This is a genomic window from Methylobacterium sp. Leaf100, from assembly GCF_001422845.1.
Lineage (GTDB): Bacteria > Pseudomonadota > Alphaproteobacteria > Rhizobiales > Beijerinckiaceae > Methylobacterium.
The window spans coordinates 138,186-151,765 of sequence record NZ_LMMW01000061.1 but is presented as its reverse complement, the minus strand read 5'-3'; the positions used below and the strand labels follow the sequence as shown (position 1 = coordinate 151,765).

Below are 13,580 nucleotides of genomic sequence, written 5' to 3'. Positions count from 1 at the left end.
GCCGATAGTGCATCCCGTCGGCCACCGAACCACACCCCGCCGGGACCCATGACCGACCCTCACCCGTCCCGCCTGCCCGCGCTCCCCCTCTCGGCCGTCCCCGTTCCCGGGGCGCGGCGTTGAGCGAGCTCGACGATTGGGCCGAGCGCCGGCGGCTGGCCGAGCAGGGGCGCGGCGAGCGGGCCTGGTCCCTGTGGGGCCCCTACCTCGCCGAGCGCCAATGGGGCACCGTGCGCGAGGATTACAGCCGCGACGGCAACGCCTGGCGCTCCCTGCCGCACGACGAGGCGCGCTCCCGCGCCTACCGCTGGGGCGAGGACGGCCTGGCCGGGATCTGCGACGAGCGCGGGCAGCTCTGCCTGTCCCTCGCCCTGTGGAACGGGCGCGACCACATCCTGAAGGAGCGCCTGTTCGGCCTCACCAACGAGGAGGGCAACCACGGCGAGGACGTGAAGGAGGTCTACCATTACCTCGACGCGGTCCCGAGCCACGCCTACCTCAAGGTGCTCTACCGCTACCCGCAAGGGCCCTACCCGTACGACCACCTCGTGGCGGAGGGCCGGCGGCGCGGCCGCGACGAGCCCGAATACGAGATCGAGGACACGGGTATCTTCGACGGGATGCGGTTCTTCGACGTCACGGTCGAGTACGCCAAGGAGGATTTCGACGACATCCACGCGGTGATCACGGCGGTCAATCGCGGGCCCGAGGCCGCAGACCTCCACCTCGTCCCGCAGGCGTGGTTCCGCAACACCTGGTCATGGCGCGAAGGATCGCGGGGCGAGGATGCGCGTCCGCGCCTCGCGAGGGCGGCCGATGGCGGGATCCTCGCCACCCATCCGCGCCTCGGGGCCTACCGCCTCGCCTTCGACGGCGAACCGGAGGTGCTGTTCTGCGAGAACGACACCAATCTGCGCCTGCACGGCTGGAAGCCCGACGCCACCGGCCCGTTCAAGGACGGCCTGCACGCGGCGATCGTCGACGGCGACGAATCGGCGATCCGCCGTGACGGCGGGACCAAGCTCGGCCTGCACTACGCCCTGCGGCTGGAGCCCGGCGAGGCGAAGCGCGTCACCCTCCGGCTCTCGGCCGGCCGGCGCCAGCGCCCCGTCGACCACGAGGGCGCCATTCTCCACCGCCGGGTGGCGGAAGCCAACGCGTTCTACGACGGCCTGCAGGACGGCATCGCGGACGCGGATTCCCGCACGATCTTCCGGCAGGCCGCCGCTGGCCTGATCTGGTCGAAGCAGCTCTATTCCTACGATGTCCGCCTGTGGCTCCAGGGCGACCCGCTCCAGCCGACGCCGCCGCGCGAGCGCAAGGGCGAGGGCGGCCGCAACACCAACTGGCGCCACTTCGCCGGGGCCGACGTGCTCTCCATGCCCGACACCTGGGAATACCCGTGGTTCGCCGCCTGGGATCTCGCCTTCCACTGCCTGCCCCTGGCGCTGCTCGACCCGGATTTCGCCAAGAAGCAACTCCTGCTGCTCACCCGCGAATGGTACATGCACCCCAACGGCCAGCTGCCGGCCTACGAGTGGGAATTCGGCGACGCCAACCCGCCGGTCCATGCCTGGGCGAGCTTCCGGGTGTTCGAGATCGACCGCGCCCGGCGCGGCGGGCGCGGCGACATCGCCTTCCTCGAGGGCGTCTTCCACAAGCTGCTCATCAACTTCACCTGGTGGGTCAACCGCAAGGACGCCGACGGCCGCAACGTGTTCCAGGGCGGGTTCCTCGGCCTCGACAATGTCGGGGTGTTCGACCGCTCGCGCCCGCCGCCCGGCTTCGGCCGCATCCACCAGGCCGACGGCACCGCCTGGATGGCGATGTACGCCCTCAACATGATGCGCATCGCCCTCGAACTCGCGCTCCACAACGACGTGTACGAAAGCACCGCGTCGAAGTTCTTCGAGCACTTCCTCCTCATCGCCGAGGCCATGACCGACATGGGCGGCGAGGGCTTCGGCCTGTGGGACGAGGAAGACGAGTTCTACTACGACGAGGTCGACATCCCGGGCGGGGGCATGCTCCCCCTGCGGGTGCGCTCCGTCGTCGGCCTCGTGCCGCTCTTCGCCGTCGAGGTGATCGAGCCGGCGATGCTCCAGCGCCTGCCGGATTTCGCCCGGCGGATGAACTGGGTGCTGGAGAACCGTCCGCACCTCGCCTGCCTCGTCTCGCGCTGGACCGAGGGCGGGGTCGGCGACCGCAAGCTCCTGTCGCTCCTGCGCGGCCACCGGATGAAGGCGCTCCTGCGGCGCATGCTCGACGAGGCCGAGTTCCTGTCGGACCACGGCATCCGCTCCCTGTCGAAGGCCCACCGCGACCGGCCCTACGCGCTCAACGAGTTCGGCGCCTCGTTCACGGTCCGCTACGACCCGGCCGATTCGACCTCGAACATGTTCGGCGGCAATTCCAACTGGCGCGGGCCCGTGTGGATGCCGATGAACTACCTCATCATCGAGGCCCTGCGCCGCTTCCACGCCTATTACGGCGACGATTTTCTGGTCGAGTACCCCACCGGGTCGGGCACCTCGCTGACCTTGGCGGCCATCGCCGACGCCCTGGAAGACCGGCTCATCGCCCTGTTCGCCAAGGATTCCGACGGGCGCCGGCCGATCTTCGGGAACCGCGAACCGATCCCGACGGCGCCGGGCGAGGACGACGCGCTCCTGTTCCACGAGTTCTTCGACGGCGACACCGGCCGGGGCCTCGGCGCCTCCCACCAGACCGGCTGGACGGCGCTCATCCTCAACCTGCTCCACCACCGGGCGGGCCGGCCGGGCGCGGGGGACGGCGCCTTGCCATAAGGGCCTTGCGCGAGGATCCCGCCGTGACGAGCCCGTGACGCCCGGAGGCGGGCGTCACGGGCCGCGGGCTCAGGCGGCCGTCGCGGTGGGGGCGATGCCGGGGCCGGCGGGCGCGTCCGCGGGCACGCCGTCCGGTTCCATCTCGCCCTGCCACTGCGCCACCGCCGCAGTGGCGAGACCGTTGCCCAGGACGTTGGTGACCGTGCGGCCCATGTCGAGGATCTGGTCGACGCCCATGATGAGCAGGATGCCGGCCGCCGGCAGGCCGAACATCGGCACGGTGGCGGCCACCACCACCAGGGAGGCGCGCGGCACCCCGGCGATGCCCTTGCTCGTGACCATCATCACCAGCAGCATGGTGAACTGCTCGGCGACGCTGAGCTCGATGCCGTAGGCCTGGGCGATGAACAGCGCCGCCATGGCCTGGTACATCATCGAGCCGTCGAGGTTGAAGGAGTAGCCGAGCGGCAGCACGAACCCGGTGACGCGGCTCTTCACGCCGAACTTCTCCAGCACCTCGATGGTGCGGGGGAAGGCGGCCTCGCTGCTGGCCGTGGAGAAGGCGACGATCATCGGCGAGCGCAGGAGGTCGAGGAGGCGCACCACGCCGCCGCCGAGCGCCAGCCAGCCGGCGCCGATCAGCACCGTCCACAGCACGGCGAGGCCGAGATAGAAGCTGCCGATGAACTTGCCGTAATCGACGAGCACGCCGAGGCCCTGCACCGTCACCACGGCGGCGATGGCGGCGAAGACCGCGAGGGGCGCCAGCTTCATCACCGTGTCGGTGACGGCGAACATCACCCGGGCGAGCCCGTCGATGAGGTGGATCATCGGCTCGGCATAGCGCCGGTCGATGACGCTGAGACCCGAGCCGAAGAAGATCGAGAACACGAGGATCTGCAGCACCTCGTTGGTGGCCATGGCCGAGACGATGCTCGTCGGGAACACGTGGGTGAGGAAGTCGCGGACGTTGAGGGAGGCGGCCTTGAGGCCGGTCTGGGCCGCAGCGTCCGGCAGGGGCAGGTTCAGGCCCGCCCCCGGCTGGAACAGGTTGGCGACGAGGAAGCCGAGGGACAGGGACACCACGGAGGCCGTGAGGAACCAGGCCATCGCGAGCGCCGCGACCCGGCCCACGGTCCGGGTGTCGCCGAAGCTCGCGATGCCCGACACGATGGTGGCGAAGACGAGCGGCGCGATGATCATCTTGATGAGGCGCAGGAAGATGTCCGTCACCAGGGTGAAGGAGCCGGCGATCTCTCTCGCCGCCTCCGGGCTCGCCGCCTGCCCGTGCAGCACCGCGCCGACGAGGATGCCGAGCGCGAGCCCGATGCCGGTGTAGAGGGTGAGCCGGCCCGATCAGGCCGCCGTGTCGCCGCTGGCTGTGCTGCTCTTCTTCATGATGTCCTCCCCCTTGGATACGTGTGCGGCCCGGCCTTCGCGGCCGGGCGCGCGTATGTGTCATGGTGTGCGGGTCATGGTGTGCAGGTCATGGCGTGACCCGGATCTCTGGATGCCTTCTCCGGCGTCGAGCCGGATCGGCCCCCTCAGAACGCAGTGATGTCCTGCGGCCGGGTCAGCCGGTCGGGCTGGAGCACGGCGTCGAGGTGCTCGCGCGCCATCAGCCCCTTCTCGAGCACGAGTTCGTAGACGCCGCGCCCGGTGGCGTGGGCCTCCAGGGCGACGGCGGTGGCGTTGCGGTAGCCGATATAGGGGTTGAGCGCCGTCACGATGCCGATGGATTGCTCCACCGAGGCGCGCAGGCGCTCGCGGTTGGCGGTGACGCCCCGGATGCAGTTCACGTCGAGGGTCCGGCAGGCGGCCTCCAGGTGGGTGAGGCTGCGAAACAGGCTGTAGGCGATGATCGGCTCGAAGGCGTTGAGCTGGAGCTGTCCGGCCTCGGCCGCGAACGAGATGGTGACGTCGTTGCCGATGACCTCGAAGGCGACTTGGTTGACCACTTCGGGGATCACCGGGTTGACCTTGCCGGGCATGATCGACGAGCCGGCCTGGCGCGCCGGCAGGTTGATCTCGCCGAAGCCCGCGCGCGGGCCGCTGGAGAGCAGGCGCAGGTCGTTGCAGGTCTTGGAGAGCTTCACGGCGACCCGCTTCAGCACGCCGGAGAGCTGCACGAAGGCGCCGCAATCCTGGGTCGCCTCGACGAGGTCCTCCGCCGTGACGAGGGCGATGCCGGTGATCTCGGACAGGCGCGCGCAGACGAGGGCCGCGTAGCGCGGATGGGCGGTGATGCCGGTGCCGATGGCGGTGGCGCCCATGTTGATCTCGCGGATGAGGAGGGCGGCCTCGGCCAGCCGCGCCTCGTCCTCGCGCAGCATCAGCGCGTAGGTGCCGAACTCCTGGCCCAGCGTCATCGGCACCGCGTCCTGCAGCTGGGTGCGGCCCATCTTGAGGACATCCGAGAACTCCGCGGACTTGGCCGAGAAGCTGCCGCGCAGGTCCGCCATGGCGGCGACGAGGCGGCGGATGCCCCCGGCCGCCGCGATCTTCAGGGCGGTGGGGTACACGTCGTTGGTGCTCTGCCCCATGTTGACGTGTTCGTTGGGGTGCAGGTGGGCGTAGGCGCCGCGCGGGTGGCCCAGCAGCTCCAGGGCCCGGTTGGCGATGACCTCGTTGGCGTTCATGTTGGTGGAAGTGCCGGCCCCGCCCTGGATCAGGTCGACCACGAACTGGTCGTGCAGGGCGCCGGCGCGGATCTCCTCGCAGGCCGCCACGATGGCGTTCATTCGGGCCTCGTCCAGGAGGCCGAGTTCGCGGTTGGCCAGCGCCGCCGCCTGCTTGATGGCGGCCAGAGCCACGATGAGATCGGGGCAGGTCGCCAGGGTCTGGCCGCTGATGGGGAAGTTCTCGACGGCCCGCAGGGTGTGGATGCCGTAATAGGCCGCCTCCGGCACCGTGCGGTCGCCGAGAAGGTCATGCTCGCTGCGGGTCGATGGGCTGGTCACGGTGTTCTCCTGGCAAAGGGCCGGCGAGGGGCTGGCAAGGATCTGGGATGTGCGGCCGCGATCCGGCGCGTGGGGGCGCGGCGGGTATGCGGACGCGGCGGCGGAGCCGCAGGGGCGGCGCGCCGATGGCTTCGTGGGAATGGGGGCTTCGTGGAAGTCCGGTTCGATCGGGCGCCCGTCGCCCCGGAGGCGGGGCGGGCGGCGTTCGCCGATGGAGATGGGAATAGTCCCGTCCCCCAGCGCAGGCCAATGCTAAGTTCGCGCCGAACTATTCGGCAAGTGCATAGTTTGGCTCATCCAGGGCGGCGGCGGCCCAGACCTGGTCGAGGAACGGCCGCGCCCGCCCGGCACTGCGATAGAGGCGGATCTCCATCAACATCTCGGGGCTGATCGCGGCCAGGGCCCCGTGGCCGATCTCGCTCGCCACGAGGCTGCGGGGCAGCCACGCCACGCCGTGGCGGCCGAGCGCCATGGATTTGAGGGCCTCCGCCATGGAATTCTCGTTGGTGTGGGCCGGGTAGGTCGCCGGCGCCCCGCCCTTGGCCTGGGCGATGGCGGCGAGGCGCCCGAGGAACGAGCCGCGCGAGTATTGCAGCAGGGGCAGGCGCCCCTCGGCATCGGGTTCGAGGCCCGGCGCGGCGACGGCGACGAGGCTGTCGCGCCCGATGACCCGGCAGGGATGGCGCTCGGGATCGACGGGGATCGGCACGCTCGGGTGGTGGTAGGTGAGGAGCAGATCGTAGCCGCCCTCCACCAGGGCCTGGACGCAGATGTTGAAATTGTCGGGCAGCACCCGGCTCGCCATGGGCCCGAGCACCCCCTGGATGCCCGTGAGCCAGCGCGGCAGCACCGACAGGCACAGGGAATGCAGAGCCGCGATGGTGACGACAGGCAGGTGCGAGCGCTCGCCCCGGGCCTGGAAATCGGCGCGGCTCTGGGAGAGCAGGCGCACCACCTCCTCGGCGGTCTCGACGAACTGGCGGCCATCCGCCGTCAGGGTGATGGGGTAGGTGCTGCGGTCCAGCAGCACCGTGCCGAGCCAGACCTCCAGGGAGCGGATACGCCGGCTGAACGCCGATTGGGTGACGCAGCGCAGTTCCGCCGAGCGGGAGAAGCTGCGCGTCTCGGACAGGCTGAGGAAATCCTCGACCCACTTCAGTTCCATGATGCGCTTTCCGCCCCGCCGCCCGGCCGCCGCCGTTGGGACGGTGACAGTCTCGCATCGCCGACGCGTCCGGGGCAATCACGGGTCCCGCCTGGCCCAACGGGTGGACGGAAGGTGAACGTCTCGGTAACCGTTCCGGCTTAACCCCGATCGGACCCCCCTCCCTTGAAGGCCGAGACCCGACGATGACGAGAGACCAGCTCGCCGCCGAACTGACGCGGATCGCCAAGCTCCAGCTCAGCGACATCACCCGGGCGGTCAAGAACGGCGAGAAATCCATCGCCCTCAACGAGGTGACGGATCTGGCCCGGCGCCTTCACCTCCTGTCCGACGCCGTCGCGGGCCGCCCGGCGGTGGCGCCCGGGGCCCAGGCTCCGGCGACGCAAGCCTCCGTGGTCCAGACCCCTGTGGTTCAGACGGGCGCGGCTCCGGCGCCGGCCGCCCATCCGTGAACGACGGGTCGGCAGGTTCCAGCGCGACAGGTTCCAGCGCGACAGGTTCCAGCGCGACAGGTTCAGGCTCGATCTGGCGCGACACCCGCAACGCGCGGTCCCGGGCACGCCTCGACCGGGCTTTACCCGCGATCTTCCCCGTCCCGGTGCTGCAGCACGCCCTGTCGCGGCCGCTCCTGCCGCCGACGCCGCGTCTGGCCGTCGAGAGCTACTGGCGCGCCCACATGCTGCGGGCCGACCGCCTCGCCCGGGCGCTCGCCGCCCGCTCCGGCGCGCCCGAGGGCTGGACCTGGCGCCTCGGCACCGAGCCGGGCCTCGCCGCGAGCTTCCGCCTGCCGCCCTCGCCCTACCGTGAGCCCGCCCACACGCGGGGCCCCGGCCATTGCTGCCTGTGCGGCCAGCCGGTGTTCCGCTTCGGCTGGCACAAGGATCTGTGGGGAACCGGCACGCCGAACAAGAACGCGGCCTGGCATTCGGCCTGCGTCACCGCGTGGAAGCTGTGGTGCGCGCCCGCCGAGCAGGTGACGGTGCTGAAACGCCACCAGCGCCACCGCTGCACCGAATCCGGCAAGCGCCTGTTCAAGACCGCCGAGGTCGATCACCGGGTGCCGCTCTACCGGGTCTGGCGCGAGCACCGCACCGCGCCCTGGCCCGAACTCCTCGGCTACTGGGGCGCCCCCAACCTCCAGGTGGTGAACCGCGTGGTCCACGTCGCCAAATGTAGCGCCGAGGCCGGCGAGCGCGCCGCCCGCCGCCGGGCCGAGGCTGTCCCGTCCGCCTTCCCCGCCTCCGCGTTCGGCGAGTCCGATTTCGCCAGGGTCGATCCCCACGTGATCCAACCGGAGGAATACGACGAACTTCCCGAGCTGACCGACGCCATGATGGAGCGGGCCGATCGATCCGATGGCCCCATTCTGGTCCGCCGGGGGCGGGCACCGAAGCCGGCTTCCAAGCGATAGGTGCGTCTTCTCAGAAGAACGCCTCCTCTCAGAAGAACGCCTGCAGCCCCGTCTGCGCCCGGCCGAGGATCAGGGCGTGGACGTCGTGGGTGCCCTCGTAGGTGTTGACCGTCTCGAGGTTCTGGGCGTGGCGCATGACGTGGTATTCGCCCATGATGCCGTTGCCGCCGTGCATGTCCCGGGCGGTGCGGGCGATGTCGAGGGCCTTGCCGCAATTGTTGCGCTTGATAAGGGAGATCATCTCCGGCGCCATCCGACCCTCGTCCATGAGGCGGCCGACGCGCAAGGACGCCTGGAGCCCGAGCGCGATCTCCGTCTGCATGTCGGCGAGCTTCTTCTGGACGAGCTGGGTCTGGGCGAGCGGCCGGCCGAACTGCTTACGTTCCAGGGTGTAGCCCCGCGCCCGGTGCCAGCAATCTTCGGCTGCGCCCATCACCCCCCAGGAGATGCCGTAGCGCGCCCGGTTGAGGCAGCCGAACGGCCCCTTCAGGCCTGAGACGTCGGGGAGCAGCGCCTCCTCGGGCACTTCGACCCCCGCCATGACGATCTCGCCCGTGGTCGAGGCGCGCAGGGACAGCTTGCCGTGGAGCGTCTGGGTCGAGAGGCCGGCCATGCCCCGCTCCAGCACGAAGCCCCGGATGGCGCCGTCGTGCCGGTCGGATTTCGCCCAGACCACGAACACGTCGGCGAAGGGCGCGTTGGAAATCCACATCTTGGCGCCGGTGATCCGGTAGCCGCCGTCGATGGCCTCCGCCCGCGTCGTCATGCCGGCGGGGTCGGAGCCCGCATCGGGCTCGGTGAGGCCGAAGCAGCCGATCCATTCGCCGGACGCGAGCTTCGGCAGGTACTTTTGGCGCTGCGCCTCGGAGCCGTAGGCGTGGATCGGGTACATCACCAGGGAGGATTGCACGCTCATCATCGAGCGGTAGCCGGAATCGACCCGCTCCACGGCCCGGGCCACGAGGCCGTAGGCGACGTAGGACGCGGCGGCGCAGCCGTACTCCTCCGGCAGGGTCAGGCCGAGGAGGCCGACGCTGCCCATGGCCCGGAACAGGTCGGGGTCGGTCCGCTCCTCGGCGTAGGCCGCGACGATGCCGGGCAGCAGACGCTCCTGCGCGAAGGTCTCGGCCGTGTCGCGGATGGCGCGCTCGTCGTCGGTCAGCTGGTCGTCGAGGAGGAAGGGATCGTCCCAGACGAATCCGGCGGCGCGCAGGGGAGTGGCGATGGGCGCGTTCATGGAAGCTTCCTCGAACCTGTTGCGGCCGGTCGTGCCGGCCGTCGTTTGGGGGCGAGCATGGACCCGGAGGGTCGGTCCCGTCCAGCCGGTCAGGCCCGCCCGAGGAGCGTCAGCCAGAGCACGGTCGTGAGGGGGGCGAGGAGGGTCGAGACGAGGACGGAGGCCGCGACCAGGCCGGTCTCGGCCTTGTAGCGCACGGCGAGCAGGTAGGCGTTGATGCCCACCGGCATGGCGGCGAACAGGGTGGCGACGCCCGCATAGGCCGGCGGCATGGAGAACAGCTTGGTGGCGAGCAGCCACACCGCGAGGGGATGCACCACGAGCTTGAGGACCGCGATGACGAGGGCGCCGGGCAGGTCGAACAGCACCTTGTAGCGGGTCAGGCCGGCGCCCAGCGCCACGAGGGCGCAGGTGGAGGCGGTGGAGCCGAACCCGTCGATGAGCGAGCGGGCGATGCCGGTCGGCACCACGCCGCCGAGGCGCAGGGCCATGCCGATGCCGAGGGACACGAAGATCGGGTTCTTGACGAGCACCAAGCCGAGGCCGCGCAGGCGCTGGACCAGGGTGCGGTCACCCTCGGCCTCGATGAGGAAGGTGGCGCAGCCCATCATCAGGGGGAGATGCACGGCCAGCAGCAGGAACAGCGGGAACGCGCCTTCCTCGCCATAGGCCTGCAGGATGGTCGGCACGCCGACGAAGATGGTGTTCGACTGGCTCGCGGCGAACCCGTGCAGCACCGCGCCCTGGCGGCCGATGCCCTTGCGCCGGGTGGCGATGAGGGAGCCGGCGAGCCACGACACCGCCGCCCCGCCGAAATACGCGATCCAGTACGACCACGTCACCTCGCCTGTGAGCCCCGGCCGGGTGAGGGTGCCGATGATGAGGGCCGGCACCGCGATGGCGAACACGTATTCCGAGAGGCCGTCGCTGACCCGCTCGGACAGGAGGCCGGCGAGTGCCGCGCCCCAGCCGATCACGATGATCCCGAAGACCGGGGCGATGATGCTGACGGCGTTCATGAGAGCTCGGTGGGCATGCGGGAGCGGGACGGGCGGGAGCGGTTTCGGTGTCCCGCATCCTTAACACGGGGCGTCGCCCGGATGGATCGCCGGGGCGCATCGGGTTCCGATTGAGCGCAGCCACCCGGCGACCGGTTTCGGCGCCGGGACGCTCCGCGGGCGTTTTCCCAGGACCCTGCTCGTCCTTCGGTAAAGCCGCGGCGTCGATGCGGCGTAAAAATGAGGCGGGAGGCAAGCACGGATCCGGTCGAAGCCGTCGTCGGCCGGTCGCTCGCAGGACGGAACACGGCTGCCGGTCTGTGCTCCGGGAACCAGGGCGCGATCAAATGCCTGGCAAGGTGCCTGGCAAGACTGTTCCGGTGCGCGACGACAGGAATCAGGCTGGAAACGAGGTGTGCGTGCCGTGCGCGGCATATGGTTTACGAAATCTTAGCGTCTGTCCGGGTCTGCCTTGTGGATGTTTCCTTAATGCCACACGAACGTCGCAAGTCCCTCCTGGGCAAGGGTTTTGTCTAAAAAATGTGCAACTGCATAAAGGATGACTTTGGCTTGGCCGGCATTCTTTGAGAACCTCCAATCAACGGAACAACCCAACAAGAAGAGACTTGATATGGCCCGCCGCAGCGCGCTCCTCGGACTGACGACCCTCCTCCTGTCGTCGACCTACCTTCAGGCGGCCGATCTGTCGGTGAAGGCCCCGGTGCCCGTCGTCCCGGCGTCGTGCAAGGCCGAGATCACGTTCCCGTCCTACGGCGGCATCATCAAGCAGAACCCCAACCCGGCCTGCCTCACCATCGGCGGCCTCGGCGACATCTACTTCGGCGGCGCGGTGACGGGCTACGCCTACACCCAGACCAACCAGTTCGCCTTCTCGGCCGTGCCCCAGATCGCCAGCGATCGCGCCGGCCGCGTCGATTTCTCGAACCTGATGGGCACCATCCAGAAGGCCGACGGCCCGTTCCAGTTCTACGCCGCGTTCGGCGCCTACACGATCCCGGGCCTCGGCCTGCCGATCCTCAGCGCCTTCGACCAGACCAACCTCCTCTACTCTCCGATCCCGATCGTGTTCGGCAAGTACGTCTTCAACGACAATTGGTCGATCCAGGGCGGTCGCATGCCGACCCTCATCGGTTCGGAGCTGCCCTTCACCTTCCAGAACCTGAACATCTCCCGCGGTCTGCTGTTCAACCAGGAGAACGTGATCAACCAGGGCGTTCAGGTGAACTACAGCGACGGCCCGTGGTCGGCCTCCTTCGCCGCCACGGACGGCTTCTATTCGGGTGAGATCAACTGGGTCACGGGCGCCATCGTCTACAAAATCGACGCCGCCAACACGATCGGCATCAACGGCGGGACGCACTTCAACAACTTCAACTCGGCCCTGCAGAACCCGCGCTTCCAGTTCGCCACGCCGCTCTCGGTGCAGAACAGCTCGATCGTCAGCGCCAACTACACCTACGCCGACGGCCCCGTCATCGTGACGCCGTACGTCCAGTATACCAACGTCGAGAGGAACGCCGTCCTCGGCCTCGGCGGTGCCGAGACCATCGGCGGCGCGATCCTCGCCAGCTACGCCTTCACCGACAACTTCGCCCTCGCCGGCCGTTTCGAGTATATCAGCCAGAGCGGCAACAGCGCGAGCCCCTTCGGCCTCGGCCAGACCACCTCCGTCCTCTACGGACCGGGCAGCTCGGCGCTCTCCTTCACCGTGACCCCGACCTTCACCTTCGACCGCTACTTCCTGCGCGGCGAGTTCTCGACGGTGCAGCTCTACGACATCACGCCCGGCCTCGGCTTCGGCCGCACCGGCCTGAAGACCTCGCAGGAGCGCTACATGATCGAGACCGGCATCACCTTCTGATCGCCGCACTTTCCGATCGCTGCCTCCGCGCGACATGTCATCGAGCCCCCTCTCCGGAGGGGGCTTTTTTCGTTGGCGAACGGCCCGGCCAAACCGACCGGCCAAGCCGCCTCATCCGTCGTGACCCGCCACTTCGGTCCGCGCCTTCAGGATCTCCAGAAGCGCCCGGTCGCGGCGGGCCTCCAGCTCCGGAAGGGTCCGCCCGGCGGCCTCGGCCTCGACCCCCGCGACGATGCGCGCCTTCACGGCCGCGTCGAGGCTGGGCGTTCCGAGGCTCGCCCAACGCCGCTCCTGGCTGGCCCCGAGATGGTCGAGGTAGTGCCGGATACCGCCCGCGCCCCCGCCGAGATGGTAGGTCATGTGCGGCCCCATGGTGGCCCAGCGCAGGCCCGGCCCGTTGCACAGGGCGGCGTCGATGTCGGCGACGCTGGCCACCCCTTCGGCCACGAGGTGCACCGCCTCCCGGTAGAGCGCCGAGGCGAGGCGGTTGGCGATGTGGCCCGGCATCTCGCGCCGCAGGATCACCGGACGGCGCCCGAGCCGCGCATAGAACGCCGCCGCCCGGGCCGCCACGGCGTCGTCCCCCGCCACGATCTCCACCAGGGGCACGAGGTGGGGCGGATGGAACGGGTGGGCGACGAGCACGCGCTCCGGGGTCGCGCACTCGGCCGCGATGGCGCTGCGCAGCATCGCCGAGGTGCTCGACGCGATGAGGATGCCCGGGGCCGCATGCGCGTCGATCTCGGCGAGCACGGCGCGCTTCACCGCCAACTCCTCGGGGGCGTTCTCCTGAACGAACCGCGCATCCGCCACCGCGTCGGCCAACCGGTCGTGCGGCACGAGGCGGCCGGCACCGGTCAGCCCGAGTTCGGCGAGCTGGGCCCGCGCCCGCGCCACCGCCGGCCCGAGGCGATCCATGAAATCCGGGGCCGGATCGTAGGCCGCCACGTCGAGGCCGTGGGCGAGGAACAGGGCCGCCCAGCTCGCCCCGAGGGTGCCGCAACCGATCACGGCGACGGGGCCGTTTTCATCCGTATAGACCTCTGTCAATTCGTCGCCCTCCGCGGCTTTACTTTCGGCTTTGGGCACGCCTTATTCAATCCATCACGGTTCGTTGAAG

The 13,580-nt window shown here is 69.8% G+C and carries 9 protein-coding genes and 1 pseudogene; 4 read left to right on the top strand and 6 right to left on the bottom strand.

Going from position 1 to position 13,580, the window contains the following annotated elements; all coding sequences use genetic code 11:
- Positions 1 to 119 precede the first annotated feature (119 nt).
- Entirely contained in the window at positions 120 to 2,807 is a 2,688-nt protein-coding gene (locus ASF25_RS19300; RefSeq protein WP_056264821.1) for a glucosidase, read from the top strand.
- 69 nt (positions 2,808 to 2,876) lie between these two features.
- Here the strand turns inward: ASF25_RS19300 and ASF25_RS19295 are convergent, their stop codons facing one another.
- The 3 genes from ASF25_RS19295 to ASF25_RS19285 all read right to left on the bottom strand — a co-directional run bounded on the left by ASF25_RS19295 (position 2,877) and on the right by ASF25_RS19285 (position 6,932).
- Entirely contained in the window at positions 2,877 to 4,136 is a 1,260-nt protein-coding gene (locus tag ASF25_RS19295) for a dicarboxylate/amino acid:cation symporter (RefSeq protein WP_056306489.1), read from the bottom strand.
- A 215-nt stretch (positions 4,137 to 4,351) separates the two neighbouring features.
- Positions 4,352 to 5,767: an aspartate ammonia-lyase gene (gene aspA / locus ASF25_RS19290; protein WP_056306488.1), complete on the bottom strand. Its 1,416-nt coding sequence runs from the start codon at positions 5,765 to 5,767 to the stop codon at positions 4,352 to 4,354.
- A 268-nt stretch (positions 5,768 to 6,035) separates the two neighbouring features.
- Positions 6,036 to 6,932, bottom strand: coding sequence for a LysR family transcriptional regulator (locus tag ASF25_RS19285; protein ID WP_056265206.1), 897 nt, complete (start codon positions 6,930 to 6,932; stop codon positions 6,036 to 6,038).
- A gap of 185 nt (positions 6,933 to 7,117) precedes the next feature.
- Here ASF25_RS19285 and ASF25_RS19280 point away from each other — a divergent pair, with 185 nt between their 5' ends.
- Both ASF25_RS19280 and ASF25_RS19275 read left to right on the top strand, forming a co-directional pair.
- Complete coding sequence (locus ASF25_RS19280) at positions 7,118 to 7,384, top strand: hypothetical protein (RefSeq protein WP_056264827.1); 267 nt, start codon at positions 7,118 to 7,120, stop codon at positions 7,382 to 7,384.
- A 71-nt stretch (positions 7,385 to 7,455) separates the two neighbouring features.
- Positions 7,456 to 8,142: pseudogene (locus tag ASF25_RS19275) on the top strand (hypothetical protein); the annotation flags it as partial.
- Positions 8,143 to 8,371: 229 nt separating this feature from the next.
- Here ASF25_RS19275 and ASF25_RS19270 read toward each other — a convergent pair.
- Positions 8,372 to 9,580 carry an acyl-CoA dehydrogenase gene (locus ASF25_RS19270; RefSeq protein WP_056306487.1) on the bottom strand — a complete coding sequence of 403 codons (1,209 nt, stop codon included), beginning with the start codon at positions 9,578 to 9,580 and terminating at the stop codon, positions 8,372 to 8,374.
- A gap of 89 nt (positions 9,581 to 9,669) precedes the next feature.
- Entirely contained in the window at positions 9,670 to 10,599 is a 930-nt protein-coding gene (locus tag ASF25_RS19265) for an AEC family transporter (protein WP_056306486.1), read from the bottom strand.
- 610 nt (positions 10,600 to 11,209) lie between these two features.
- Here ASF25_RS19265 and ASF25_RS19260 point away from each other — a divergent pair.
- The gene (locus tag ASF25_RS19260; protein ID WP_056165719.1) at positions 11,210 to 12,460 is read left to right on the top strand and encodes an outer membrane beta-barrel protein; all 1,251 of its coding nucleotides are present in this window, start codon (positions 11,210 to 11,212) and stop codon (positions 12,458 to 12,460) included.
- Between the two features lie 111 nt (positions 12,461 to 12,571).
- Here the strand turns inward: ASF25_RS19260 and ASF25_RS19255 are convergent, their stop codons facing one another.
- A complete protein-coding gene (locus tag ASF25_RS19255) occupies positions 12,572 to 13,510 on the bottom strand; it encodes a 3-hydroxyacyl-CoA dehydrogenase NAD-binding domain-containing protein (protein WP_056306570.1) in 939 nt (312 codons plus the stop codon).
- Positions 13,511 to 13,580: the final 70 nt, after the last annotated feature.